General features: G+C 73.6%; 24 protein-coding genes, 1 pseudogene and 1 riboswitch. Of the genes and pseudogenes, 12 read left to right on the forward strand and 13 right to left on the reverse strand.

Annotation, left to right across the window (positions count from 1 at the left end):
• The 3 genes from ABZ836_RS05035 to glgB form a co-directional block, all read left to right on the forward strand.
• A partial coding sequence (locus ABZ836_RS05035; RefSeq protein ID WP_361139389.1) for an alpha-glucosidase C-terminal domain-containing protein occupies window positions 1-432 on the forward strand: 432 nt, incomplete at its 5' end.
• A 25-nt stretch (window positions 433-457) separates the two neighbouring features.
• Entirely contained in the window at window positions 458-1,822 is a 1,365-nt protein-coding gene (locus tag ABZ836_RS05040) for a maltokinase (protein WP_356139443.1), read from the forward strand.
• A gap of 8 nt (window positions 1,823-1,830) precedes the next feature.
• Complete coding sequence (glgB, locus tag ABZ836_RS05045; protein ID WP_361139392.1) at window positions 1,831-4,197, forward strand: 1,4-alpha-glucan branching enzyme; 2,367 nt, start codon at window positions 1,831-1,833, stop codon at window positions 4,195-4,197.
• Window positions 4,198-4,291: 94 nt separating this feature from the next.
• On the opposite strand, the gene ABZ836_RS05050 is transcribed toward glgB, so the two are convergent.
• The gene (locus ABZ836_RS05050; RefSeq protein WP_356127135.1) at window positions 4,292-4,525 is read right to left on the reverse strand and encodes a DUF6480 family protein; all 234 of its coding nucleotides are present in this window, start codon (window positions 4,523-4,525) and stop codon (window positions 4,292-4,294) included.
• A gap of 207 nt (window positions 4,526-4,732) precedes the next feature.
• Here ABZ836_RS05050 and ABZ836_RS05055 point away from each other — a divergent pair, with 207 nt between their 5' ends.
• Entirely contained in the window at window positions 4,733-5,173 is a 441-nt protein-coding gene (locus ABZ836_RS05055) for an ATP-binding protein (RefSeq protein WP_356127138.1), read from the forward strand.
• 71 nt (window positions 5,174-5,244) lie between these two features.
• Here ABZ836_RS05055 and ABZ836_RS05060 read toward each other — a convergent pair whose 3' ends face one another.
• From ABZ836_RS05060 to ABZ836_RS05070, 3 genes are read right to left on the reverse strand one after another with little or no spacing between them, the layout of a single operon-like run.
• Window positions 5,245-5,679, reverse strand: coding sequence for an ATP-binding protein (locus ABZ836_RS05060; protein ID WP_361139397.1), 435 nt, complete (start codon window positions 5,677-5,679; stop codon window positions 5,245-5,247).
• Between the two features lie 52 nt (window positions 5,680-5,731).
• Window positions 5,732-6,109, reverse strand: a complete 378-nt coding sequence (locus ABZ836_RS05065) for a DUF5133 domain-containing protein (protein WP_361139400.1) — start codon at window positions 6,107-6,109, stop codon at window positions 5,732-5,734.
• Window positions 6,110-6,113: 4 nt separating this feature from the next.
• The gene (locus tag ABZ836_RS05070) at window positions 6,114-6,962 is read right to left on the reverse strand and encodes an RNA polymerase sigma factor SigF (protein WP_361140251.1); all 849 of its coding nucleotides are present in this window, start codon (window positions 6,960-6,962) and stop codon (window positions 6,114-6,116) included.
• Between the two features lie 478 nt (window positions 6,963-7,440).
• On the opposite strand from ABZ836_RS05070, the gene ABZ836_RS05075 reads away from it, so the two are divergent.
• Window positions 7,441-8,325 carry an RNA polymerase sigma factor SigF gene (locus tag ABZ836_RS05075; RefSeq protein WP_356127150.1) on the forward strand — a complete coding sequence of 295 codons (885 nt, stop codon included), beginning with the start codon at window positions 7,441-7,443 and terminating at the stop codon, window positions 8,323-8,325.
• A gap of 125 nt (window positions 8,326-8,450) precedes the next feature.
• Window positions 8,451-9,794, forward strand: a complete 1,344-nt coding sequence (locus ABZ836_RS05080; RefSeq protein WP_361139403.1) for an MFS transporter — start codon at window positions 8,451-8,453, stop codon at window positions 9,792-9,794.
• A 123-nt stretch (window positions 9,795-9,917) separates the two neighbouring features.
• Here ABZ836_RS05080 and ABZ836_RS05085 read toward each other — a convergent pair whose 3' ends face one another.
• Entirely contained in the window at window positions 9,918-10,364 is a 447-nt protein-coding gene (locus ABZ836_RS05085) for a cyclic nucleotide-binding domain-containing protein (protein ID WP_356127155.1), read from the reverse strand.
• A 352-nt stretch (window positions 10,365-10,716) separates the two neighbouring features.
• On the opposite strand from ABZ836_RS05085, the gene ABZ836_RS05090 reads away from it, so the two are divergent.
• On the forward strand, window positions 10,717-11,148 hold the full coding sequence (locus ABZ836_RS05090; RefSeq protein ID WP_356127157.1) for a hypothetical protein: 432 nt from the start codon (window positions 10,717-10,719) through the stop codon (window positions 11,146-11,148).
• A gap of 61 nt (window positions 11,149-11,209) precedes the next feature.
• Here the strand turns inward: ABZ836_RS05090 and ABZ836_RS05095 are convergent, their stop codons facing one another.
• The 6 genes from ABZ836_RS05095 to ABZ836_RS05120 form a co-directional block, all read right to left on the reverse strand.
• Window positions 11,210-13,489 (reverse strand): FUSC family protein, encoded by a 2,280-nt coding sequence (locus ABZ836_RS05095; RefSeq protein ID WP_356127160.1) that lies wholly within the window; start codon window positions 13,487-13,489, stop codon window positions 11,210-11,212.
• Window positions 13,486-14,862, reverse strand: coding sequence for an NAD(P)/FAD-dependent oxidoreductase (locus tag ABZ836_RS05100; protein ID WP_356127163.1), 1,377 nt, complete (start codon window positions 14,860-14,862; stop codon window positions 13,486-13,488). The genes ABZ836_RS05095 and ABZ836_RS05100 overlap by 4 nt, the downstream gene beginning before the upstream one ends.
• A gap of 140 nt (window positions 14,863-15,002) precedes the next feature.
• Entirely contained in the window at window positions 15,003-15,431 is a 429-nt protein-coding gene (locus ABZ836_RS05105; RefSeq protein ID WP_361140254.1) for a DUF6098 family protein, read from the reverse strand.
• A gap of 92 nt (window positions 15,432-15,523) precedes the next feature.
• Window positions 15,524-17,197 (reverse strand): FAD-binding dehydrogenase, encoded by a 1,674-nt coding sequence (locus tag ABZ836_RS05110; RefSeq protein WP_361139409.1) that lies wholly within the window; start codon window positions 17,195-17,197, stop codon window positions 15,524-15,526.
• A gap of 174 nt (window positions 17,198-17,371) precedes the next feature.
• A complete protein-coding gene (locus ABZ836_RS05115; RefSeq protein ID WP_356127169.1) occupies window positions 17,372-18,256 on the reverse strand; it encodes a universal stress protein in 885 nt (294 codons plus the stop codon).
• Between the two features lie 166 nt (window positions 18,257-18,422).
• The gene (locus ABZ836_RS05120) at window positions 18,423-19,796 is read right to left on the reverse strand and encodes an alkaline phosphatase PhoX (protein ID WP_361139412.1); all 1,374 of its coding nucleotides are present in this window, start codon (window positions 19,794-19,796) and stop codon (window positions 18,423-18,425) included.
• 383 nt (window positions 19,797-20,179) lie between these two features.
• A riboswitch (guanidine-III (ykkC-III) riboswitch) is annotated at window positions 20,180-20,244 on the forward strand.
• Window positions 20,245-20,279: 35 nt separating this feature from the next.
• Between ABZ836_RS05120 and ABZ836_RS05125 the strand changes: the two genes are divergently transcribed.
• Together ABZ836_RS05125 and ABZ836_RS05130 are read left to right on the forward strand one after the other, a co-directional pair.
• Entirely contained in the window at window positions 20,280-20,597 is a 318-nt protein-coding gene (locus tag ABZ836_RS05125; RefSeq protein ID WP_356127174.1) for an SMR family transporter, read from the forward strand.
• 85 nt (window positions 20,598-20,682) lie between these two features.
• Window positions 20,683-20,799, forward strand: a pseudogene (locus ABZ836_RS05130) (DNA-binding response regulator); the annotation flags it as partial.
• Window positions 20,800-20,859: 60 nt separating this feature from the next.
• On the opposite strand, the gene ABZ836_RS05135 reads toward ABZ836_RS05130, so the two are convergent.
• Together ABZ836_RS05135 and ABZ836_RS05140 are read right to left on the reverse strand one after the other, a co-directional pair.
• On the reverse strand, window positions 20,860-21,063 hold the full coding sequence (locus ABZ836_RS05135) for a DUF2191 domain-containing protein (protein ID WP_356127177.1): 204 nt from the start codon (window positions 21,061-21,063) through the stop codon (window positions 20,860-20,862).
• A 50-nt stretch (window positions 21,064-21,113) separates the two neighbouring features.
• A complete protein-coding gene (locus ABZ836_RS05140) occupies window positions 21,114-21,821 on the reverse strand; it encodes a carbon-nitrogen hydrolase family protein (protein WP_361139416.1) in 708 nt (235 codons plus the stop codon).
• Window positions 21,822-21,940: 119 nt separating this feature from the next.
• Between ABZ836_RS05140 and ABZ836_RS05145 the strand changes: the two genes are divergently transcribed.
• The 3 genes from ABZ836_RS05145 to ABZ836_RS05155 all read left to right on the forward strand — a co-directional run bounded on the left by ABZ836_RS05145 (window position 21,941) and on the right by ABZ836_RS05155 (window position 24,002).
• On the forward strand, window positions 21,941-22,690 hold the full coding sequence (locus ABZ836_RS05145) for a hypothetical protein (protein ID WP_356127183.1): 750 nt from the start codon (window positions 21,941-21,943) through the stop codon (window positions 22,688-22,690).
• Between the two features lie 95 nt (window positions 22,691-22,785).
• On the forward strand, window positions 22,786-23,190 hold the full coding sequence (locus ABZ836_RS05150; protein ID WP_361139419.1) for a RidA family protein: 405 nt from the start codon (window positions 22,786-22,788) through the stop codon (window positions 23,188-23,190).
• Window positions 23,187-24,002 (forward strand): aldo/keto reductase, encoded by an 816-nt coding sequence (locus ABZ836_RS05155; protein ID WP_361139422.1) that lies wholly within the window; start codon window positions 23,187-23,189, stop codon window positions 24,000-24,002. The genes ABZ836_RS05150 and ABZ836_RS05155 overlap by 4 nt, the downstream gene beginning before the upstream one ends.
• Window positions 24,003-24,039 lie beyond the last annotated feature (37 nt).

Here is a 24,039-nt window from a genome sequence, read left to right on the forward strand (position 1 = left end):
GATCCGGGGCGGCTGTACCTGCCGACCATCATGGACCCGGTCTTCGGCTACCAGGTCGCCAACGTCGAGGCCTCCATGGCCTCGCCGTCCTCCCTGCTGCACTGGACCCGCCGGATGATCGAGATCCGCAAGCAGAACCCGGCGTTCGGACTCGGCAGCTACACCGAACTCCCCTCCTCCAACCCCGCGGTGCTCGCCTTCCTCCGCGAGTACGAGGACGACACCGTCGTGTGCGTGCACAACTTCTCCCGCTTCGCCCAGCCCACCGAACTCGACCTGAGCGCCTTCGAGGGGCGTCACCCGGTCGAACTGTTCGGCGGAGTCCGCTTCCCGGCCATCGGCGAACTGCCGTACCTGCTGACCCTGGCGGGCCACGGCTTCTACTGGTTCCGGCTCGTCCGAGTCGCACCCCGCGCCAGCCGACGACTGTGAGCCTGAGCCCGCGAAAGGACACGCCATGACGAAGACAGCACCGCTCCGCACCGCCCTCCCGGTCGCCGCCGAGCCCATGGCCTCCCTCAAGGGGCTGTTGCTCGAATGGCTGCCTCAGCAGCGCTGGTTCGCGGGCAAGGACCGGCCCGTGACGGACCTGAAGCTGCTGTCCATGACGGAACTGCACCCGGGCTGCCTGCACCTGCTGGTGCACGCCGAGCACACCGGTCTGCCCACCCCGGGCGGTTCCCCTCCGGGCGACTGCTACCAGCTGCTGCTGGGCGCACGGCGGGAGCTGCCGCCGCGGCTGGCGGAGGCGTTCATCGGCCGGGCCGGCTCCGGCCCGCTGGCCGGCCTGGCCGTCTACGACGCGCTGCGCGAACCCCGTTCGGCGGCCCTGCTGCTCGACCGGCTGCGCCACCCCGGCACGACCGGGCCGCTCACCTTCGAGCGCGACCCCGGTGTCTGCCTGGCGGCCGGGCTGGCCCCGCGGCTGCTGGCGGCCGAGCAGTCCAACACCTCCCTGGTGTACGGCGACGCGTACATCCTCAAGGTGTTCCGCCGCATCCAGCCGGGCACCAACCCGGACTGGGAGGTGCCGTGGGCGCTGGCGCGTGCGGGCTGCACCCGGGTCCCGGCGCCGACGGCCTGGTTCCGCACCTCGCAGCCGTTCGAGGCGACCCTGGGCGTGCTCCAGCCGTTCCTGCCGTCGGCGACGGACGGCTGGACGCTGGGACTCAACGCGCTCGCGGCCGACAACGACTTCACCCGGGAGGCGCACGCCCTGGGCCGGGCCACCGCGGAGGTGCACCAGGCGCTGGCCGCCGCCTTCCCCCGCGGCCCGCTCGGAGCGGAGGCGGCGCCGCAACGGGGCAGGCTGGCGCGGGAGATGAACGAGCGCCTGCACGCCACCGCCCGTGCCGTCCCCGACCTGCGGCCGTACGTGCCGGGGCTGTCCGCCGCGTTCGCCTCGCTGGAGGCGGACCGTCCCGCCCAGCGCATCCACGGCGACCTGCACCTGGGCCAGGTGCTGCGGGCCGGCAGCGAGTGGTTCGTGATCGACTTCGAGGGCGAGCCGTCCCGGCCGCTGGCGGAGCGCCGCAGCGTCCAGTCCCCGGTCCGGGACGTGGCGGGCATGCTCCGTTCCTTCGACTACGCGGCCCGCACCCGCCGGCCGTGGCACCCCGAGTGGGCCCGGCAGTGCCGTGACGCCTACTGCGCGGGCTACGCACGCGGCGCGGGGTGGGACCCCCGCGACGAGCCCGGCGTGCTCCGCGCCTACGAGACCGACCGGGCGGTGTACGAGGTCCTCTACGAGGCCCGGCACCGGCCCGACTGGCTCCCCGTTCCGATGGCAGCGATCCGGCGTCTCGCCGTTCTAGGAGGCTGAACCCGACCATGGCACTGCGTGAGACCGCTCCCCCCGAGCCGTCCGCCCCTCGCCCCGGCGCCGACACCCCGGCCGGCACCGCTCCCGCCGAGGCCGCCGAGGCCGCCGAGGCCGGCCGGGGCGGTGCGGAGGCGTCCGGCGCCGGACGGGCGCCCGCCCGGGCCAAGCGGCGGGCCTCGGCGCCGGTGGTGCGCAGGCCCGTCGTCCCTGGGGCGCCGCCCGCGCCCCCGCTGGGCACGGACGACCGCCACCGCCTGCTCTCCGGCTGCCACCACGATCCGCACGCCCTGCTCGGCGCCCACCCGGTGGCCGAGGGCGTCGTCTTCCGGGCCCTGAGGCCCGGGGCGCGCGGGGTCAGCCTGGTCCTCGACGGCGGGCGGCACGTGCCGCTGAACGACGAGGGTGACGGCCTCTTCGGCGGCCTGCTCGCGCTCGAGGCGGTTCCCGAGTACCGGCTGCACGTGGTCTACCCGGAGGCCGAGGTCGAGACCGAGGACCCGTACCGCTTCCTGCCCGCGCTGGGCGAGCTCGACCTCCACCTGATCCGCGAGGGCCGCCACGAGCAGCTGTGGAAGGCGCTGGGAGCGGAACCCATGGTCCACCAGGGCGTGACCGGCACCCGCTTCTCGGTCTGGGCGCCCAACGCCTCCGGGGTGCGGGTCGCGACGGAGTCGACGTTCTGGGACGGCACCGCCTTCCCCATGCGCTCGATGGGCGCGTCCGGCGTGTGGGAGCTGTTCCTGCCGGGCGTCGGCGAGGGGACCCTCTACAAGTTCGAGATCGCCACCAGCTACGGCACGCGGCTGCTGAAGGCCGACCCGATGGCCCGCCGCACCGAGTGCCCCCCGGCCACCGCCTCCGTGGTGACCGCCTCGCACTACCAGTGGGGCGACCAGGAGTGGATGGCGCACCGGGGCGACCTGCCGGTGCACGAGGCGCCCTTCTCGGTGTACGAGGTGCACCTGGCGTCCTGGCGTCCCGGGCTCACCTACCGGCAACTCGCCGACCAGCTCCCGAAGTACGTCAAGGAGCTCGGCTTCACCCACGTCGAGCTGATGCCGGTCGCCGAGCACCCGTTCGCCCCCTCCTGGGGCTACCAGGTCACCGGTTTCTACGCCCCGACCGCGCGGCTGGGGTCACCGGACGACTTCAAGTACCTGGTCGACAGCCTCCACCGGGCCGGCATCGGCGTGATCATGGACTGGGTGCCCGCCCACTTCCCCAAGGACGACTGGGCGCTGGCCCGGTTCGACGGCTTCCCCCTGTATGAGCCCGGCAACGAGATGCGGGCCGAGCACCCCGACTGGGGCACCTTCGAGTTCGACTTCGGCCGCACCGAGGTGCGCAACTTCCTGGTGGCCAACGCGGTCTACTGGTGCGAGGAGTTCCACATCGACGGCCTGCGGGTCGACGCCGTCGCCTCCATGCTCTACCTGGACTACTCCCGCGAGGACGGGCAGTGGCAGCCGAACGAGCACGGCGGGCGGGAGGACTGGGCCGCCGTCCGCTTCCTGCAGGAGATGAACGCCACCGTCTACCGCCGCAACCCGGGCGTGGTGACCATCGCCGAGGAGTCCACCGCCTGGGAGGGGGTCACCCGGCCCACCGGGAGCGGCGGCCTGGGCTTCGGCCTGAAGTGGAACATGGGGTGGATGCACGACTCGCTGGAGTACATGAGCCACGAGCCGGTGCACCGCAGGTTCCACCACCACGAGATGACCTTCTCGATGATCTACGCCTACAGCGAGAACTACGTGCTGCCTATCTCGCACGACGAGGTGGTGCACGGCAAGCGGGCGCTGGTCTCCAAGATGCCGGGCGACTGGTGGCAGCGCCGCGCCAACCACCGCGCCTACCTGGGATTCATGTGGGCCCACCCCGGCAAGCAACTCCTCTTCATGGGGCAGGAGTTCGCGCAGGGCGACGAGTGGCGGCTGGAGAACGGGCCGGAGTGGTGGCTGCTGGACGCGGCGTACGGCGCCCGGGCCGACCACCAGGGCGTGCAGGACCTGGTGCGGGACCTGAACGCGCGGTACCTCGGGACTCCGGCGCTGTGGCAGCGGGACACCGACCCGGCGGGCTTCCGCTGGGTCGCCTGTGACAGCGCGGACGACAACCTGCTGGCGTTCCTGCGCTTCGGCCGGGACGGGGCTCCGCTGCTGTCGGTCAGCAACTTCTCCCCCGTGGTCCGCCACGACTACGCGCTGTGGATCCCGGAGGAGGCCGGCGCCGTCTGGCAGGAGACGCTGAACACGGACGACCTGCGGTACGGCGGCAGCGACGTCCGCAACGAGGGTCCGGTCCGCCGGCACGAGGACGGCTTCCTGCGGATGACCGTCCCGCCGCTGGCCACCGTCTGGCTGAGCCCCGCCTGACCCGCGGCCCCGCGGCCCCGGACGAAGGACACGAAGCGCCCCCGGGCGGCGCGGCGCGGTCGCGCCGCCCGGGGGCGCGGATGTGTGGTCCCGCTCAGTCCCACACGGTCACGGCGTAGCCGATCAGGCCGACCGCCACCAGCAGCACGAGCAGCAGGATCAGGGTGAGGGGCCCCTTGGCCCACCCCTTGGGCGGGTTGTGGGTCTCCTGGGGCCCGGCCTCCGGCATGCTGCTCTCCGCGGGCGGCGTCTCACCCGGCGGAACTCCCCCGCCGGGCTCGAGGCCGGAGGAACGGGACGGGTCCGGATCGGGATTCGAGTAGCTCATGCCCGCCGGGTTCCCCCGCGCCGCGTGCCGGAACCGCTCGTTCCGCCGCCCGTGCGCGCCGTCTCCCCCACCATCCGTCCGACCGCTCCCACAGGACGCATCCCGCACCACGGCGGGCGCGTAGCCTCCCCGCCTCCGGGAACAAGCAACGGAGGAAGACGAGAGACTGCGCGACAGCACCGCGCCCGACGGGCTGGGGAAGGCATCATGGCATCCGAGCCGCGCGGGGACGACGCGCTTGCCCACCACACCGAAGACGTACAGAGCCTGACCGCGGGCTTCGCCGGCGAACTGCCGGACGTGACGGAGGCCAGGCTCGCCGCCGAGGAGTTCCTCCGGGCCCTGTCCCGGCCCTGTCCTCCCACGGCGCCCGAGCACTGGGACGACATCCTGCTGGTGGTGACCGAGCTCGCCGCGAACGCGATCCAGTACGCTCCCGGCCCCTTCGAGCTGCGGATGCGCCGCACCTTCGACGGGGTGCACGTCGTCATGAGCGACACCAATCCCGCACCGCCGTCACCCCGGCCCTTCCAGCCCAGTCGTGGCGGCGGGGGCATCGGCTGGCACCTGGTGCACACCCTGTCCGACCAGGTCAGCGTGGTGAGCCAGGACGACGGCAAGGACATCCACGTGTTCCTGCCCTGGTAGGAGCCCTGCCGAGGGTCCGTCCCCTCCGGTGAGGACGCCCGGGGTGCTCGGTCCTCGGCTCGGTCCTCGGCTCAGTCCTCGCGGGGCGAGGTCAGCAGGATCAGCACGCTGACCGCCTTGCCCCCTTCCGGGAGCCGGTCCACGCGGATGTCGCGGGCGAGCCGGTGGATCAGGGGCCATCCGTAACCACCCGGCGCGGTCCGGTCGAGGTGCTCGTCCCCCTCCGGGAAGCCTCCGGGCGCGGACAGCGCCTTGGGGACGCGTGCACTGGCGTCGTGGACGAAGACCCGGACCCCGACGGCCTCGGGGCGCACCTCGAAACCGGTCAGGCCGCCTCCGTGCCGGACCGCGTTGGACACCAGCTCGGAGACGACCAGGCGCAGGTCGACGAGGGCGCCCTCGGGCGCCCTGCGGAAAGGGGTCTCCCACTCGTCGCGGACGACGGAGACCGCGTAGGCGCGGGCCGCCGCGGCGCTCGCCACGGCGGCCCGCGGCCGCTCACGCACGGGCTGGGCGCCGGAGCCTCCGCCGCCCTTCACCGGACCGTGCCCCGGCCGGTCATGAGGCCACGGTTCCGCCGCCCTCGGCGACCAGCCTCCGGCCGGCCCCCCGGATCCGGCTCTCCGTGATCCGCCCGTCCTGGGGCACGCCCGCCCTGGGGAGCGTGCCCGCCGCCAGGGAGGCGCCCGGCAGGTGGCCGCCCGCGGGCACCCCCGCCACGGCCGCGCCGGCGGGCACGCTGGCACCGGCGAGCATCCGCCGCGCCGCGGCCAGCGCGGCGCGGACGTCCCGGGTCCCGGTGGAGACACAGAGGGTGTACGCCAGGTCCTCGGAACGCCGGCCGGTGCGCGGGCCGCCCCGCTCGGCCTCCTCGGCGAGCAGGGCGTGGTACTCGTCGACGAGCTTGCGCAGGGTGGCGGGGTGGGGCGTCAGCATGGACCTACTCCTTCGCGAAGGCGGTTCGCATGCCCTGGCCGAGGGCTTCCTCCCGTACCCGCGCACAACTGCGGCTGATGAGCCGCGAGACGTGCATCTGGGAGATGCCCAGCCGGTCAGCGATCCGGTTCTGTGTCATGTCCTCGAAGAACCGCATGTAGAGGATGGCCCGCTCCCGTTCGGGGAGCCGGCGCAGTCCCTCCTTCGCCGCCTCCCGGTCCACCACCACGTCGTACGCGGAGTCCGCCGCGCCGAGGGTGTCGGCGAGGCTGTAGCCGTCGTCGTCCGAGGAGAGCTCGGCGTCCAGCGAGAGGGTGCTGAAGCTCTCCAGCGCCTCCATGCCGGTGGCGACCTCTTCCTCGGTGAGTCCGGTGTACTCCGCGATGCGGGAGGTACTCGGCTCCGGGCTGCCGGGGCTCTGGGTGAGCTCGCGGCGGGCCACCCGGACCTTGTTGCGGAGTTCCTGCACCCGGCGCGGGACCCGCAGGGCCCACATCCGGTCGCGGAAGTGGCGCTTGATCTCGCCGGTGATGGTGGGGACGGCGTAGCTCTCGAACGCGCCACGGGAGGGATCGAACCGGTCGATGGCCTTGACCAGTCCGAGGGCGGCCACCTGCCGGAGGTCCTCGACCGACTCGCCGCGGTCGCGGAAGCGACTGGCGATACGGTGGGCCATCGGCAGCCAGGCCTCGGTCAGCTCCTCACGCACCGCGTCGCGCTCCGGCCCGTCCCCGAGTTCGGCGAGCCTGGCGAAGGCGGCCGCGGTGTCCGGGGCGTCGTCGTGGGGCCGGCGCCCACCGGAAGCTGTCCGATGTGCAGTGTTTTGTCCGTTTACGGAGCGACTTGTCGACATATCGATGACCATGCGATTGAGCTCCTGAGCAGTGGGGGGTCAGGGAACTGCCGCGGAAACGCTGCCCACGGTCGCCGGGAGGTTTCGGGTGCCGGGCGGTCGCGCCGACCTGCGGCGCGTTTCTCCGGTCCGAAGCACGAAACCCCACCTGCCCCAGGGGTCGGACGGCAAACGCCTCGATCTCCAATATTGTGACTGGCGTCACGCAACCCCGCACGCGGGCGGCTCACGCGCGGCGCAGCCGCGCCGCCGCCGCGCGGTCACTTCGAGCGAAAGCGCTGGTCAGGCCTTGATGAGATCTGCTTCACAGAAAAGTTTTCCTTCAGGTGGAGTACGACGTGCAACCCGGGGCAAGCGAGCCATGTCACCGAGCAACAGGGTGGCGCGCAGCTACGAGGACGAATACGCCGTGTACGAGGTTCTCTTCCAGGACCTGGACGGAGTGTTCGATGACTGCAGACGATCAGAGAGGAACAGCATGGCAGCCGTGACCGCGGGAGAGGCAACGACCACGGCGCAGTGGGATGTCCGGACCGAGGAGACGACCGCGGGGCTCCCGTACATCGAGGACCCCTCCGCCGTGGCCCCCCGGGACGCCCGGGAACTGTCGCGCGAGTTCCTGAGCCGCCTCGCCGTGCTGGAGGAAGGCACGCCGGAGTACCAGTACGCGCGGAACACGCTCATCGAGATGAACCTGTCGCTCGTCCGCTACGCCGCGTCCCGCTTCCGCGGCCGCGACGACTCGATGGAGGACATCGTCCAGGTCGGCACCATCGGCCTGATCAAGGCGATCGACCGGTTCGAACTGACCCGCGAGGTCGAGTTCACCTCCTTCGCGGTGCCGTACATCGTGGGCGAGATCAAGCGCTTCTTCCGTGACACCAGCTGGGCCGTCCACGTGCCGCGCCGTCTCCAGGAGGCGCGTGTGGAGCTGGCCCGGGCCACCGAGGAACTGCGCAGCCGGCTGGGCCGGACGCCGACCACCCGGGAGCTCTCCGAGCTCATGTCGCTGCCGGAGTCGGAGGTGGTGGAGGCCCAGAAGGCGTCCAACTGCTACACCTCCTCCTCCCTGGACGCGGCGCTCACCCGGGACGGCGGCAACGACGGCGAGGCCGTGCTGGCCGACTTCATCGGCGCCGAGGACGCGTCGCTGGAGCTGGTCGAGGACTTCCACTCGCTGGCCCCGCTCATCGCCGAGCTGGACGAGCGCGACCGCCAGATCATCCACATGCGCTTCGTCGAGGAGCGCACCCAGGCGCAGATCGGCGAGGAGCTGGGCATCTCCCAGATGCACGTCTCCCGCCTGCTGAGCCGCATCATCAAGAAGCTCCGCAAGGGTCTGCTCGACCCGTCGGTGGCCTGATCCGCCGCTGCCCGTCCTCTCTCCTCCCTCGTGCGCGAACCGGTGCTCGCACCGGTCCGGGCATGAGGGAGGATGTTTTTCGTACAGATAGTTGTAACGAGCATCGAGAGAGCGCGCGGTAGCACGTGGACACGAGCAGTCGGAGCAGCGTCGAGGATCGCGACGGCGGGGACGACACCACGCGGGCGGCCGCGGACGGGCAGGGAACGAGCCCGTCCGCGGCCGCCCCGCGTCGTGGCTGGCGCCGGTTCGCCATGGACACCCGCCCGCTGCGGCGGCCCGCCTACCGGAGGCTGTGGTCCTCCACCGTCGTGACCGCGGTGGGCAGTCAGCTCACGGCGGTCGCGGTCCCCAAACAGATCTACGACATCACCGGGTCGTCGGCGTGGGTCGGCTACGCCAGTCTCGCCGGCCTGGTGCCGATGGTGGTCTTCGCGCTGTGGGGCGGCGCGGTGGCCGACACCGTGGACCGCCGCAAGCTGCTCCTGGTGACCAACATCGGCATCGCGGTGACCTCGGTGCTGTTCTGGGCCCAGGCGGCGGCCGGGCTGGAGTCGGTCGCGGTGCTGATGGTGCTGCTCGCGCTGCAGCAGGCGTTCTTCGGCCTCAACTCCCCGGCCCGGACGGCGTCGATCGCGCGGCTGGTGCCCGCGGACGAGCTGCCCGCGGCGAACGCGCTGGGCTCCACGGTGATGCAGACGGGCCTGGTGGCCGGGCCGCTGCTGGCCGGCGCGCTGATACCCGTCGTCGGGCTGCCCGAGCTGTACCTGATCGACGCGCTGGCCCTGTGCGCCACCGTGTGGGCCGTGTGGCGGCTCCCCGCGCTGCCGCCGCTGGACACCGGCCGCGCGCCCCGGCGGGCCGGGCTGCGGGAGGTCGTGGACGGCTTCCGGTACATCGGCATGCAGCAGGTGCTGCTGCTGTCCTTCCTCGCGGACATCATCGCCATGGTCTTCGGCATGCCGCGGGCGCTCTTCCCGCAGATGGCGGAGGAGACCTTCGGCGCCTACGGCCCGGAGTTCGCGCTGGGCCTGCTGTTCGCCGCCATCCCGGTGGGCGCCGTGATCGGCGGACTGTTCTCCGGGGCGTTCTCGCGGGCACGGCGGCACGGCTGGATGGTGATCGGCTCGGTGATCGGCTGGGGCCTCGCCGTCATCGGCTTCGGGCTCACCGGGAACCTGTGGGTGGCCGTGGCCTGCCTGGCGGCGGGCGGGGTCGCCGACATGGTCTCCATGGTGTTCCGGGGGGCGATCCTGCTGTCCGCCGCGACGGACGAGATGCGAGGGCGGATGCAAGGGGTCTTCACGGTGGTGGTCGCGGGCGGTCCGCGGCTGGCGGACGTCCTGCACGGGACGGGGGCCGCGGCGGTGGGGACGCGGTGGGCGGTCGTCGGCGGCGGTGTCCTGGTCGTCGTGCTGACCCTCGTCCTCGCCTTCGCCACTCCGTCCCTGCGCCGCTACCGCGTCTGACGACCGGCCCGTCGCCGCGTCCGTGGAACCGCGCGGGCGCGGAGGGCGCGCGGAACCGCGCGGGCGCGGAGGGCGCGGACGTGCGCTCCGGGCGGGTCGGTGGCGTGCGGCGGCGGGCCCGGGTCAGTGGCGGGCGTGCTGGAAGGACTCGAGGAGCTGCACCCGGGTGGACTCGAGGCGGTAGGCGAGGATCTCGGCGACGATCCGCATGAGGGAGAGCCCGAGCCCGGGGTCCTCCTCGGCGAGGTCCAGCACGGGCGACGCCTCGAACTCGTAGGCCCGCACGGGGCTGAAGGCCACCGCGCCGAAGTCCCACTCGTGGGGCGGGAAGAGCCAGGACCACCCCAGCAGGTCCCCCGACCCGAGGCTCGCGACCGTCACCCGCCGCAGCTGCGTGACCTGCTGGTACAGGTCCACCCGGCCGGAGCGGACCACCCAGAAGCGGTCCGCCACCCCGCCCTCGTCGAAGATCGGCGCGTCCTCGGGGAACGACACCTCGCGCGCCAGCGTCATCAGCCGTTCCCGGCGGTCCGGAGTCAGCGCGGTCAGCAGTTTGATCGGCTTGGTCATCGCAGCGCTCCTCGCCGGCCGGGCGGACAACGGACACCCTCCCCCCATTGTCAGCGGGTCCCCACGACCGGAGCACTTCGAACGGGTGAAGGGTCGGCAAAGCCGAAAGCCGAGGACGCCCGGGACAAGGACGCGGAAAGGCCGGGGGGAAGCGGGGAGAAGAAGGCGGAAAGGCCGGGCGAGGGCCGCGAGCGCGCACGAAAAGACCCCGACCGGACGGGGGAGACCGGTCGGGGCCGCACAGGGTACGACGACCGAGCGCCGCATACGTGAAGTTTAAACCATCCCCACCCCTTCGGACGAATCGGCCGCCGACATGTGATCGACGTCCCACTCGGGGAACCCGGTGCCGATGAGCGAACCGCATCTGCCGGACGGCGAACCGGTCGAGCTCTACCTCGACCTTCTGCGCCTCCGCCTGAGTCCAGAGGAATACGACCTCCTGCTCCGTCTGGTCCGGCCCGCCCTGCGGGCGCTCGGTGAAGATCTCGACCTCGCCGACATGGAACCCGACGGCGACTGCGTGGACGCGGGTCCGGTCCCGCAGGAGATCCGCGACGAGGCAGCCCTGGTGATCGCCGCCGCGGTCACCGGCCGTCTCGACAACGTCCTGATCGAACTCGACTACGAGGACACCGGTCCCATCCGGGTCGTCACCGACGCGGCGAGCGCCGCCGACCCCGACCGCCGCCGTGAGATCGCCGACTCCCTGCTGCGACGCCGCCGCGAGGACGAGGAGCTGCGCGGCATCGCCGAGGTGAGCGACCTGCCCACGGACTTCTGACCGCTCCCCTCCCCCACCGGGCCCCGGCTCCGCCGGGGCCCTTCTCATGCCCGCCGCCGTGTCAGGCCGCCCGCTGCCGCGCCGGGGACCGCAGGGGGACCTCCAGCGGCCGGGCGAGGCCGGTGACCGCGTCGTCGAGGCGGCCGAGGTGTCCCAGGACCCGGTCGGTGACACGTCCGTACCGGGGCGCGGCGGGCGTGCCCGGCTCCAGCAGCGACGCGATGCTGGAGCCGGTCTCCAGCTCTCCGGCGTCCTTGCGGCCTTCCACGTGCGCCGCGACCGTCTCGATGTTCCGCACGATCCGCTCTCCGGCGCCGGCCAGCCGGGGGTCGGCGGCGATCGCCGTCTGGCTGGGCAGCAGTTCGGCCGTCGCGGCCAGCGACCTCGCGTGGTAGGCGCAGGTCTCCAACTGGGCCACCACGTACCGCGCGGTGTCGCGCCGGCTGCGCATGGGGGTGATCGGGTGGGTCAGCGGCTGGGTGGAGGACCGCAGCTCGCCCAGCGCCTCGTCGAGTTCCCGCGCCTGGTCCAGGAGGTCCGCCGGGGGGCCGCCGCTGAGCTGCTCCGCCGCGGAGCGGGTGACGTCGGCGAGCCGCTCCAGCACCGTCACCAGCAGTTCGTCCGTGCGGTGCGCGGTGCGTACCGGCAGGATCAGCACCGCGGCGGCCAGCCCGCAGGCGGCGCCCAGCGCGGTCTCCCCCAGGCGCAGCACCAGCACGTCGAGGCTGTAGGTGTTCAGCAGGGTGTAGAGCAGCCCGAGGGTCGCCGTGACGAAGAACGACATCAGCGTGTACGACAGGCGGGCCAGGTAGTGGGTGAGGAAGACGAGCACCAGCACCAGGGCGAAGGCGAGTCCCACCCGCTGCCCCACCAGGCCGGCCAGCACGATGCCCGCCACCACGCCGAGCAGGGTGCCCAGCAGGCGGCGGTAGGCCTTCACCAGGATCTCGCCGGTGGAGCTGGTGTTGACGAAGACGATCCAGCAGGCCAGCACGGCCCAGTACCAGCGTTCCCGGGACAGCAGTTCGCCGCCCGCGATGGCGAGGACGGAGCCGACGGTGACCTGGACGGCGCTGCGGGTGGTGGGGCGTTCCAGGCCGGCGGGTTCCTCGGTCCGCGCGTCCTCGACGGTCTCGGCCACCGCGATGGCGGCGTCCTCGGCCTCGATCTCCTCGCGGGAGCGGGCCGTCTCGGGGCTGTCGTCGGAGTCGTCGGGGCCGCCGCCCAGGGCGATCCGCAGTCCGAGCACGGCGCGGGCGGCCTCGCCGACGCCGCGGAAGACGTCACGGACCGCGGCGGACGCCTGCGCGGGCAGCTTGTCGTCGTCGCGGTAGCCGAGCAGGCGGTTGCGGAGCTGCGCGAGCCCGGTGCCCCGGTGTTCGTCGGCGGAGCGCAGCACCAGGGTGCGCAGGGCGCCGAGGTCGCGGTGGAGGGCCTCGACGGCACGGTCCCGCACGGGCTGCAGGCCGCTCTCGGGGAGGGCGGCGCCGGGCAGGTGCAGGGTGAGGGTGTCGGCGTGCCCGGTGCTGCGGGCGGTGCGGGCGGTGAGGATCAGCAGGCCGAGGCGTTCGGCGGCGATCTCGGCGTCGGCGATGCGCCGCTGCACCAGGGAGGCGGCCCGGTCGTCGGGGGTGCCCTCGGTGAGCCGGGCCTGGATCATCATGGCCGTCTCGTGGAGCCGCGCGGTGCGGGAGCGGAGCTGGTCGAGGGCCTTGTCGACCTGGTCGGGGCCGGCGTCGAGCAGGTCGATCTGGGCGCTCACCAGTTGGGCGAAGCGGGCCCGGAAGGCGGCGCGGAGCCGCACCAGCACCTGTTCGGGGCTGGCCTGGACGACGCCGAAGCGGATCACCGCGCTGCACGCGAAGCCCGCGCCGACCGGCCAGTAGAGGCCGAGCAGGCCTTCGGTGCCGACGCCCAGGAACTGCGAGAGGAAGTACGACTGGAAGGCGATCATCCCGAGCGCGAAGCCCCGGTCGCCGAAGCGGCGGCAGTAGACGGCGCCGAAGATGAGCACCACGAAGACGGCGACGCCGACAAAGGTCCCGCTGAGCAGGGTGCCCAGGGTCAGGGAGACCCAGGCGACGGGCAGGCCCGCGGCGAGGCTGAGGGCCTGCCCGCGCCGGTCCTTCTCCCGCACCGCGAAGGTCGCCACCATCGCCGCCATGGCCCCGGCGACGAGCTGCTCGATCCGCGCGCCGAAGACCGCCACGACGCCCAGGGTGAGGGCGAGCGAACTGACGGTGCGCAGTCCGGCGGTCAGCCGGAGCAGCCCCGGGTCGGACGCGGCGACCCGGTCGCGGAAGGCCGCCCAGCCCGATCGCGCCCGTGCCGCCGTCCTCACGCCTGGCGCAGCTTGTGCCGTTCGACGCGCTCCCGGATCTGCTCGGGCGTGAGGTAGGCGTCGGTGTACTCGAAGTCCTTCAGGGTGGCGGGCTTGCGCGCCTGGAACCCGGTGCGGACGAAGTCGTCGCCGGCCACCGCGTTGAGCGCCCAGTTGGTCGCCACGCGGGCCTTGGCGACGCCGGTGCGCAGCGCAGCCCAGTGGTAGCCGCGGGCCACCGCGAGGGCGGGCAGGCCCTTGAGCTCCACGCCCATCGGCTTGGAGACGGCGTCCAGGCCGCCGAGGTCGACGACCAGGCCGAGGTCCTTGTGGACGTAGGGCCGCAACGGCTGCCTGCGGACCTTGGCGATGACGTTGTCGGCGACGACCTTGCCCTGGCGCATGGCGTGCTGCGCGGTGGGCGGGCAGACGGCGCCCTCCTCGCCCTTGGCGAGGTCCGGCACCGCGGCGGCGTCGCCCAGGGCGAAGACGTCGGGGCAGCCGGGGACGCTCATCTCCGGGTCGACGACCAGCCGCCCGCGGGAGGTCTCGCAGCCGAGGGTGGACATCAGCGGGCTGGCGGCGACGCCGGCCGTCCAGATCAGGGTGTGGCTGGGCACCACGCGGCCGTCGGTGAAGGTGACCTCGGTGGGCGACACCTTGGCGACGGAGACGCCGAGGGACACCTCGATGCCGCGCCTGCGCAGGATGCCGAGGGCGGTCTCGCCCAGCTTCTCGCCGAGTTCGGGCATCAGCCTCGGGGCGATGTCGATCAGGTGCCACTTGATCAGCCCCGGGTCGAGCCTCGGGTAGCGCTTGACGGCGTTGTGGGTCAGCCGCTGCAGGCAGGCCGCCGTCTCGGTGCCGGCGTAGCCGCCGCCGACCACCACGAACTGCAGCCGGGCGGCGCGTTCGGCCGGGTCCTGGCTGGCGTCGGCGAGGTCCAGCTGCTGGATGACGTGGTCGCGGACGTAGGCGGCCTCGGCGAGCGTCTTCATGCCCCGGGCGTGCTCGGTGAGTCCGGGGATGTCGAAGGTGCGGGTGACGCTGCCGGGGGTCAGCACCAGGATGTCGTAGGGCTCGTCGATCAGCTCGTCGGTGACGGTGCGGACGACGCAGACCTTCGCCTTGCTGTCGACGCCGATGGCGCCGCCCGGGATGATCCGGGTGCGGTAGCGGCTGCTGCGCCGCAGTGAGACCGCGATGGACTGGGGGGTGAGCACGCCGGAGGCCACCTGGGGAAGCAGCGGCAGGTAGAGCTGGTAGGAGAACGGAGCCACCAGGGTCACGTCCGCCTCGTCGGGCCCGAGCTTCCTCTCGAGGCGGCGGACGCACTCCACTCCCGCGAAGCCCGCGCCCACCACCAGGATCCTGGGTCGTGTCACGATGGCCACCTTTCTGCGGCTCCTGGGTCGGCTGATCGGTCGTGTGCGTAGAACAGAACACGGTCCGAATGCCCCCGAAGGACCCTTTGATCCCACCCCGTTCCGAGGTCTTTCGCCACTCGGGGCCGGTCTTCGGGGTGCGGCGGGGCTCAGCGGCCGCGTTTCAGCGGGCCCCATTCCTCGCGGTGGCGGGCCACCTCGGCGCGGGAGGCCTCGATCACCTCGTCGCCCACCCAGCAGAGCGGGTCGACGTCCACGACCAGCGGCTCGTTGTCCGGGCCGCGGCCCGCCTCGACGCCCTTGAGCACCCAGGGGCGCACCTGAGGCCCCTTCTCACGGGGCAGGTGCTCGTAGTCGTGGACGCGCCGGGCCACCCACAGGTGGAGCGGGCGGTCCTCCCACCACCTCTCGACGTCCAGCGGGTTGGCGGAGAGACCCGGCATGGCGATGCCCGTCAGCTCGTCGCGGCTGGACGCCTTGGCCAGGTCGACGCCGGGTCCCCTGGACCAGCGGAGGTAGAGCCCGTGGTGCCGCTCCAGGAGCCTCGCGAGCTCCTCGATGGTGTGCAGCACGGGCATGCCGTCCCGCTCGGCGGATTCCACGCGCGATCACCTTCCGTAGAGGACCGGGGTACCCGGCGACCGCCCGCGGAATCCACCCTTCCGGCAGGTCAGGACAGGGCGCGGCCCGCGGCGCGGCCGGCGGCCCGGCCGGAGAACAGGCAGCCGCCGAGGAACGTGCCTTCCAGCGCGTTGTAGCCGTGGACGCCGCCTCCGCCGAAGCCGGCCACCTCACCGGCCGCGTACAGGCCCTCGACCGGGGATCCGTCGGGGCCGAGCGCGCGCGAGTCCAGGTCGGTCTGGATGCCGCCGAGGGTCTTGCGGGTGAGGATGTGCAGCTTGACGGCGATCAGCGGGCCCGCCTCCGGGTCGAGGAGGCGGTGCGGGGCCGCCACCCGGCCGAGCCGGTCGCCGAGGTAGCGGCGGGCGTTGTGGATGCCCTGGATCTGGGCGTCCTTGGCGTACGGGTTGGCGAGCTGCCGGTCGCGCTCCTCGATCTGCCGGCGCACCTCGGCCGCGTCGAGCAGCGGCTCGTCGGTGAGGGCGTTCATCTTCCCGACGAGTTCCTCGACGGTCGTGGCGACCACGAAGTCGGCGCCGTGCCGCTTGAACGCGTCGACCGGGGCCGGGGCACCCTTGCCGAGGATGCGCTCCTTGAGGAAGGCCTTGCGGTCCTTGGCGGTGATGTCGGGGTTCTGCTCGGAGCCGGAGAGCGCGAACTCCTTCTCGATGATCCTCTGGGTGAGGACGAACCAGGAGTGGCCGTGCTCCGCGAGGCCCTCGGCGGTGCGCAGGTGCCGGAGGGTGCCCAGGGTGTCGTAGCCGGGCAGGCAGGGGGCGGGGAGGCGGCGGCCGAGCGCGTCCAGCCACAGGGAGGACGGGCCGGGCAGGATGCGGATGCCGTGGCCGGCCCATATCGGGTCCCAGTTGCGCACGCCCTCGGTGTAGTGCCACATGCGGTCGCGGTTGACCAGCCGGACCCCGGCCGCCTCGCTGATCTCCAGCATCCGGCCGTCGACGTAGGCGGGGACGCCGGTGACCATGCTCGACGGGGCGGTGCCCAACCGCTCGGGCCAGTACCGGCGGACGATGTCGTGGTTGGCGCCGATGCCGCCGGTGGTGACCACCACGGCCTGGGCGGTCAGGTCGAACTCGCCGACGGCGTCGCGGTTGGAGGCGACGCCGCGCGGGGTGTCGTCCTCGGCCAGCAGGGTGCCGCGCACGCCGCGGACCGCGCCCTGTTCCACGACCAGTTCGTCGACGCGGTGGCGGTGGCGGAAGGTCAGCAGGCCGTCCTGGAACGCCTGCTGGGCGTACTTCACGAAGGGCGCGACCACGCCGGTGCCGGTGCCCCAGGCGACGTGGAAGCGGGGCACGGAGTTGCCGTGACCGCCGGCGCGCAGGTCGCCGCGTTCGGCCCAGCCGACGGTGGGCAGGAAGGTGATGCCGTGGCCGTCCAGCCAGGAGCGCTTCTCCCCCGCCGCCCACTCGACGTAGGCGCGGGCCCAGCGGACCGCCCAGGAGTCCTCGTCCTCGGTGCGGTCGAAGGCGGCGCTGCCCTGCCAGTCGCTCCAGGCCAGCTCGAAGGAGTCCTTGACGCGCAACCGCCGCTGCTCCGGGGAGTCGACCAGGAAGAGCCCGCCGAAGGACCAGTACGCCTGGCCGCCGAGGTCGGCCGGACCCTCCTGGTCCAGCAGGAGAACCTTCCGCCCCTGGCGGGTGATCTCGTGGGCCGCCACCAGCCCCGCCAGGCCGGCTCCGACGACGATGACGTCCGCGTCCATGACGGTGTCCCCATTTCTCGGGTTGCTCGGGTTCCTGCGGGCACGCCGGGTCCCGCCCGGTCGTGCTCCGCCTCGCCGGCCGGGCGGAACCGGCCGCACGCCCGCGGCGGTGTGCCGGGGGCGCGCGGCAATCTAACCCGTGACCTGCGCCGCCGGGAACCTGCCGAGGGGAACCTATGCGGCCGGTCCGGGCGGGACGACGGCCACCGGGCAGGGGGCGTGGTGGATCACCGCGTCGGCGACGGAGCCGAGCCGGGTGCCGATCGCGGCGCGCCGGGCGCGGCGGCCTACCACCGTCATCCGTGCCCCGGCCGACACCGACAGCAGCACCTCGCCGGCGCTGCCCATCTCGACGTGCTCGCTCACCTGGACATCCGGGTACCGCTCCTTCCAGGGCGCCAGCGCGGCGGCCAGCGCCTTGTGCTCGAACGGGACCGGGCCGCCGGCCTCGTCCAGCAGTTTCAGGGAGCCGGGGCTGAAGGCGAAGACCGGCGGCAGCGACCAGGCCCGCACCGCGCGCACCGGGGCTCCGGACGCGGCGGCCGCCTCGAAGGCGAAGCGCAGCGCCTCGGCGCTGTCCTCGGGGTCGCCGTGCTGGCCGACGACGATCTCGCCCGTCGCGGCGGTCTCGTCCTTGACGTCGGCGCGGATCAGGACCACCGGAAGGCGGGCTTCGCTGATGACCTGGCGGCCGACGGAGCCCAGCAGGAAGCCGAGGAGCAGGCCCCGGCCCCGGGAGCCGAGCACCAGCATCTCCGCGCCGTCGGCGATCTCCAGCAGTCCGTCCACGGCCTCGCCGCGGTGGATGCGGGTGCTCACCGCGAGGCCCGGGTGGCGCTCGGAGAGGCCGCGGACCGAGTCCTCGACGCCCTGCCGCACCCAGCGCTCCTGCTCCTCCGTGCTGCCGCTCTCCTGCTCGGCGCCGCTCACCCGGCGCGGTTCCCAGGCGTGGACCACCCTGAGCTCGGCGCCGCGCCGGCCGGCCTCGACGGCCGCCCACTCCAGCGCCGCCAGGCTCTCCGGGGTTCCGTCCACTCCCGCGGCGATCGGACGGGTCATCAGCTGCCTCCCTGCTCACGGCCCTCGGCCGCTGTCGTGTCATGACGCACTCGCTCGGGACCAGTCTGGACCACACGCGCCCGAAGATCACGGCGCGTCCGCCCCGCCCGCCGCGACGGCGGCGGGCCCGGGGGCGGCCTGCCGCGGGCCGGCCGCCCCCGGTCCGCTACCGGCGCCAGGGGCCGGTGACCGCGAAGGTGGTGCCGGGGTCGTAGCAGTTGAGGTACATGGTGCCGCCGTCCGGCGAGAAGGCGACTCCGGCGAACTCGCCCCACTCCGGGTCCTCCTCGGTGCCGATGTTCTGCCGGTTGCGAGCCATGGTGTAGACCTCGCCGCGCCGGGTCACGCCGTAGACGTGCTGCGCGCCGCTGCCGTCCTCGCAGACCATCAGCGAACCGCCGGGCGCCAGGCAGATGTTGTCGGGCGACTCGCCCGGCAGCTGGACGTCCGACCCGGGGCCGAAGACGATCACCAGGGTGAGGCGGCGGGAGCCCGGGTCGTAGCGCCAGACCTGGCCGTGGTGGTCGGCGCCGCTGCCCTCGCGGGTGCGGGCGTAGGAGGAGACGAAGTACACCGAGCGTCCGCCCCAGTAGCAGCCCTCCAGCTTCTGCCCCCGGGTGACGCCGCCGGGGCCGTAGTCCTGGAGCCGCGTCGGGGTGCGGGCGGCGAGCGGGTCGGGCACGTCCACCCACTCGACTCCCCCGAAGCTCGCGCCGGGCTCGGCGACCACGGACAGGTCGGGCAGGTCCGGGACGCGCATCGCCTGCAGGCGCCCGCCGGCGCGCAGCGAGCCGAGTCCGCCCTCGGGGCGGTGCGGCAGGAAGCGGTAGAAGAGTCCGAACGGTGCGACGAAGGCGTCCTCGGTCTCGTAGACGACGCCGTGGACGGGGTCGACGGCGACCGCCTCGTGCTGGAACCGGCCCATCGCGGTGAGCGGCACGGCGCCGCTGCGGCGCGGGTCGGCGGGGTCCACCTCGAAGATGAAGCCGTGGTCCTTGGCGTAGCCGGCGATCCCGGCCGTGTCCTCGGTCTCCTCGCAGGTCAGCCAGGTACCCCAAGGGGTGGGCCCGCCGCTGCAGTTGACGGCGGTGCCGGCGACGGCCACCCGTTCGTCCACCACCCGGCCGTCGGGGCCGTCCAGGGTGAGCAGGGTGCAGCCGCCCTTGGCCGCGGGGTCGTAGGTCAGGCCGTCGACGGTGGGCACGCCGAGGGTGGCGGTGGAGCGGTTCTCGTGGTTGCGGACGAGGTGGACGCGGCCTCTCCTGCCGGGCAGCGCCGTCATGCCGTCGTGGTGGGAGGGGACCAGGCCCTCGCCGGAGCGGAGGGCGTCGCCCTCGCGGGACAGCACGCGATAGCGGAAACCTTTCGGCAGGTCGAGCAGGCCGTCGGGGTCCGGGAGCAGCGGACCGTACCCGTCCTCGGTGAGCGGCAGCGCGGCGGCGGCGGACGCGGAGAACAGTTCCGCGACGGCCCCCGAGACGACGACGCCCGCTCCGAGGGCGCCGGAGCGGGCGAGCATCTGACGTCGTGTGGCGGACATGTGCGACCTTCCTGCTGGCGGACAGGACTGTGATCAGCCGTGTGTACCACGTCACTCCGGCGCTCGGGAACCACGCGCGCCGCACGCGTCCGGCTCCGCGAAGGCGGCGTGCGTCGCGCGGCCGGACGGCGTGCGGGAGGGTCCGGGGCGCAGCGGTGCCGGGTACTCCCCGGCGACGGTGTCGCGGGACCCGCGCGGGGGTGCGGGTGCGGTCCGGTGGTGCCGGGGAGCGGTCCGGGGCGGGGGTGCCGGGAAGCGGTCCGAGGGCACCGGGAAGCGAGCGGTGGAGGGGTAAGGGGCAGCGGTGCGGAGGGTGCCGGGATGCGGTCCGGAGGGCCCGGGAAGCGGCCCCCGGGCACCGCGCGCCCCCGTGCTAGCCTCGGAAGTGGTCGCCTCCGTGCGGCCCCGGACGAGCGCGTCGTACCCGGTCAGGACAAGACGGCGTCACGACCACCGTCGTCTCGTCCGAAAGGTGCCGCCGTCATGTCGGCCTGGATCGTCCTGATCGTCTCCGGTCTGCTGGAAACCGTCTGGGCAGTCGCCCTGAGCGCCTCGCGCGGGTTCTCCCGCCTCGTTCCCTCCCTGGTCTTCGCCGTCGCCCTGCTGCTCAGCATGGGCGGGCTGTCCTACGCCATGCGCTCGGTGCCCATCGGCACCGGCTACGCGATCTGGGTCGGCATCGGCGCCGTCGGCACGGCGCTCTACGGGATGGCCTTCCTGCACGAGCCCGCCACCGCCGCCCGTCTGCTCTGCCTGGCGCTGATCGTGGGCGGGGTGGTCGGACTCAAGTTCCTGCACTGACCCGCCGCGCCCGGGACGCCGGAGGCTCAGGCGTCCCGGCGCCGCACCGCCCGCCATCCGGCGAGCAGCGCGGCGGCCGCCCACAGGGCGGACCGAGACGGTGAGGTCCCCCGTCAGCGCGGTGCTCGCCAAGGTGGGCGTGCGGGACCGCACGCAGGCGGTGATCGTCGCCTACGAGTCGGGGTTCGTCTCCCCCGGCTGACGGCACGGTACCGGCCGGGCGGTAGGGGGCTCGGCCGGACCGTGGGGGCTCGGCGGCAGGTCAGCCGCTGTGCGGTTCCTGGGGCTGGGCGTCGACGTCGCGGAGGCGTTCGTCCTTGAGCTCGGTGCGGGCCTCGGTGCGGTGACCGCGGGCGATGTAGTCGCGGATCACCAACTCCACGGCGTCCTGCGGGGAGTTGGTCCCCGACAGGACCATCACCTCCACGACGAGCTCGGCGTCCAGACTGACGGCGACCTTGGCCACGGCTCTCCTCCTGCCCCCGGCCCGCCGGGTGGACGGGCTCTGCCGGGACTCTAGCCGTTGTCCGCCCCGTACACGACGGCCCGGGCCAGGTCGCCGGGGAGGTCGCTCGCCCCGGCGATCAGGGTGCCGTCGGCCGCCCAGATGCCCGAGCGGCCGGAGGTCCGGTCGAAACCGCCGCCGGTGGGGCCGGCGAAGGCGGCGGTGGCCACCCAGACGCCGTGGTCGGCGGCGGCCCGGCGGGCCCGCTCGCCGTGCACCTCGGCCTCGGTGTCGGCGTGCACGACGCCGGCCACGTAACCGTCCATGCCGAGGGCGGCGGTGGCTGCCGCGTGCTCGGGGAGGCCGGTGTCCCGGCAGACGGCGAGGCCCAGCCGCACGCCGTCCACCTCGAGCACGGTGGGTTCGCCGGGCAGGAAGCGGTCGGCCTCGGCCCCGTACAGGTGCGTCTTGCCGTACACCACGCGGGCCCCCTCCCCGTCCACGGCGAGCACCCCGATGTGCGGCCCGGGGACCGGCGCGCCGACCAGAGCCAGCGACCCGGTCCCGGCACAGGCGGCGACCAGGGGCGCCAGGCGCTCGTCGTCGGGGGCGACCGGGGCCGCGTCCAGTTCGTAGCCGGTGAGGGAGAGTTCGGGGAACACCACGACCCTGGCCCGCGCGGCCCGCACCGCCTCCGCATGGGCGACGGCGTTGCCCGCCACGTCGTGGGCCACGCAGCGGGGCTGCGCGACGGCGATGGTCAGGGGTGCGCCGGCCATGGGGCGTCCTTCCGGAAGTCGTTGTGCCTGGTCATCCTATGGGGCGATGAGAGGGACGACGCGCCCGGCGATCACGGCCGAAACCGGGCGGAGACGGCGGGTCGCCCTAGATTCGTCGCATGGGTCACTGGCTGTACCGGAACATCGTCGAGCCCGGCAAGCTCCCCCTGCTGCTCGCCCTCACGGCCTTCGTGATCACCTTCGCGGTCACCCGGCTGGTGACCCGGATGATCCGGGCGGGGCGGGGGCCGTTCCGCGACGTGGAGAGCGGCGGGGTCCACGTCCACCATGTCGTACCGGGGGTGATCCTCACGGTGGCGGGCGGCTTCGGCGCGGTGGCGAGCGGCAGCCACGGCTTCGGGGCCTGCGCGGCGGCGGTGGTCTTCGGGGTGGGCGCGGGGCTGGTGCTCGACGAGTTCGCGCTGATCCTTCACCTGGCCGACGTGTACTGGTCGGAGGCGGGCCGCAGGAGCGTCGAGGTGGTGGTCATCACCGCGGCGCTGGCCGGGCTGCTGCTCGCCGGGTTCCTGCCGTTCGGGGTGAACGGCCTGGACGAGGACGACCGGGAGGGCCGGGGCACGCTGGTGGGCACCGTCGTGGCGCACTTCCTGCTCGCGCTGGTGGCCCTGACCAAGGGGAAGGCGCGGACGGCCGTCTTCGGGCTGGTGGTCCCTTTCGTCGCCCTGTTCGGCGCCGTGCGCCTCGCCCGCCCCGGGTCGCCCTGGGCCCGTCGGCTCTACCGCGACCGGCCCCGTACCCTGGCCCGCGCCGAGCGCCGGGTGCGGCGGCACGAACAGCGCTGGTCGAGCCGCCTGCGCACGGTGCAGGACTGGATCGGGGGACGCCCGGACGACGAGAACCCCGGGTGAAACCCCGCACGCGGGCGTCCACCGCTTTGTAGGGTGACGCCTGATCGCCAACCGGCTACCGACCTGGTCACGCACCGGTCGTCCAAGGGGGACCCATGTCCGACCGCACCCACCTCGACCACCCGCCGGTGGCGGGTCTGGCGCCCGGCAACGGCTACAGCCCGGTGGTGGTGGCGGAGGGGCGGCTGGTGGTGATCTCCGGCCAGGTCGCCCTGGACGCGGAGGGCCGGGTCGTCGGTGAGGGCGACGTCACGGCGCAGACCCAGCAGGTCTTCGAGAACCTGGAACGGTGCCTGAAGGCGGTCGGCGCGTCCTTCGCCGACGTCGTCAAGCTGGGCTTCTTCGTGACCCACGTCGGGGACATGCCGCAGGTGCGGGCCGTGCGGGACCGGTACATCGACGTCGACCGCCCGCCGGCGAGCAGCGCCGTGCAGGTGTCGGCGCTGATCCGTCCCGAACTCCTCGTCGAGGTCGAGGCCTACGCGGTCGTCCCCCGATGACCACCGCCTCCGGCCTGCCGGTCGGACGGGTCGGGTTCGGTGCCATGCGCCTGCCCGCGGCGCCGGGCCCAGCCCGCGAGCAGGCCCTCGCCGTGGTGCGCCGCGCGGTCGGACTCGGTGTCCCCCTGATCGACACGGCCTTCCTGTACGGGTGGGGCGCCAACGAGGAACTGCTGGCGGAGGCGCTGCACCCGTACCCCGAGGGCCTGCTGGTCGCCACCAAGGTCGGCATCGTGCCGTCCGAGGAGGGCGAGGGCTGGGCCCACGACGGCCGCCCGGAGAGTCTGCGGCGCCAGACCGAACAGGCGCTGCGCAGGCTGCGCCTGGACCGCGTGGAGCTGCTGCAGCTGCACCGGCTCGACCCGGCGGTGCCGGTGGCGGAGCAGGTCGGGGCGTTGCGGGAGCTGCGCGACGCCGGCCTGGTGGGCGGCATCGGGCTCTCCGAGGTGACGGTGGAGCAGCTCGCCGAGGCGCGGCGGACGGCGGCGATCGCCAGCGTGCAGAACCGGTACAACCTGTTCGACCGGGAGCACGAGGCGGTGCTGGCGCAGTGCGAGGCGGCGGGGATCGCGTTCCTGCCGTGGCGGCCCGTCGCGGCGGAGCGGTCCGCGGAGGTCGACGCCGTGGCCCGTGAGCTCGGGGCCACGCCGCAGCAGGTCCTGCTGGCCTGGCTGCTGGCCCGTTCGCCGGTGATGCTGCCGATCCCCGGCACGGCGTCGGCGGCCCACCTGGAGGAGAACGTCGCGGCGGGCGCCCTGCGACTGACGGACGACCTGCGGGCCCGCCTGGACCGGGCCGCGGCCGGGGCCTAGCGGCTCAGACGCCGAGGCTCAGGCGCGGAGACGCAAG

Source organism: Streptomyces sp. NPDC047130 (genome assembly GCF_040643475.1).
Lineage (GTDB): Bacteria > Actinomycetota > Actinomycetes > Streptomycetales > Streptomycetaceae > Streptomyces.

What these genes read in the sequence shown, in the direction of transcription:
- ABZ836_RS05115 (WP_356127169.1), bottom strand. Translation starts at nt 18,256, where the DNA reads ATGACCCGTCCGATCGCCGCGGGAGTGGACGGAACCCCGGAGAGCCTG.
- ABZ836_RS05040 (WP_356139443.1), top strand. Translation starts at nt 458, where the DNA reads ATGACGAAGACAGCACCGCTCCGCACCGCCCTCCCGGTCGCCGCCGAG.
- ABZ836_RS05140 (WP_361139416.1), bottom strand. Translation starts at nt 21,821, where the DNA reads ATGGCCGGCGCACCCCTGACCATCGCCGTCGCGCAGCCCCGCTGCGTG.
- ABZ836_RS05055 (WP_356127138.1), top strand. Translation starts at nt 4,733, where the DNA reads ATGGCATCCGAGCCGCGCGGGGACGACGCGCTTGCCCACCACACCGAA.
- glgB (WP_361139392.1), top strand. Translation starts at nt 1,831, where the DNA reads ATGGCACTGCGTGAGACCGCTCCCCCCGAGCCGTCCGCCCCTCGCCCC.
- ABZ836_RS05065 (WP_361139400.1), bottom strand. Translation starts at nt 6,109, where the DNA reads ATGCTGACGCCCCACCCCGCCACCCTGCGCAAGCTCGTCGACGAGTAC.
- ABZ836_RS05150 (WP_361139419.1), top strand. Translation starts at nt 22,786, where the DNA reads ATGTCCGACCGCACCCACCTCGACCACCCGCCGGTGGCGGGTCTGGCG.
- ABZ836_RS05155 (WP_361139422.1), top strand. Translation starts at nt 23,187, where the DNA reads ATGACCACCGCCTCCGGCCTGCCGGTCGGACGGGTCGGGTTCGGTGCC.
- ABZ836_RS05085 (WP_356127155.1), bottom strand. Translation starts at nt 10,364, where the DNA reads ATGACCAAGCCGATCAAACTGCTGACCGCGCTGACTCCGGACCGCCGG.
- ABZ836_RS05070 (WP_361140251.1), bottom strand. Translation starts at nt 6,962, where the DNA reads ATGTCGACAAGTCGCTCCGTAAACGGACAAAACACTGCACATCGGACA.
- ABZ836_RS05125 (WP_356127174.1), top strand. Translation starts at nt 20,280, where the DNA reads ATGTCGGCCTGGATCGTCCTGATCGTCTCCGGTCTGCTGGAAACCGTC.
- ABZ836_RS05105 (WP_361140254.1), bottom strand. Translation starts at nt 15,431, where the DNA reads ATGCCCGTGCTGCACACCATCGAGGAGCTCGCGAGGCTCCTGGAGCGG.
- ABZ836_RS05110 (WP_361139409.1), bottom strand. Translation starts at nt 17,197, where the DNA reads ATGGACGCGGACGTCATCGTCGTCGGAGCCGGCCTGGCGGGGCTGGTG.
- ABZ836_RS05050 (WP_356127135.1), bottom strand. Translation starts at nt 4,525, where the DNA reads ATGAGCTACTCGAATCCCGATCCGGACCCGTCCCGTTCCTCCGGCCTC.
- ABZ836_RS05075 (WP_356127150.1), top strand. Translation starts at nt 7,441, where the DNA reads ATGGCAGCCGTGACCGCGGGAGAGGCAACGACCACGGCGCAGTGGGAT.
- ABZ836_RS05120 (WP_361139412.1), bottom strand. Translation starts at nt 19,796, where the DNA reads ATGTCCGCCACACGACGTCAGATGCTCGCCCGCTCCGGCGCCCTCGGA.
- ABZ836_RS05090 (WP_356127157.1), top strand. Translation starts at nt 10,717, where the DNA reads ATGAGCGAACCGCATCTGCCGGACGGCGAACCGGTCGAGCTCTACCTC.
- ABZ836_RS05145 (WP_356127183.1), top strand. Translation starts at nt 21,941, where the DNA reads ATGGGTCACTGGCTGTACCGGAACATCGTCGAGCCCGGCAAGCTCCCC.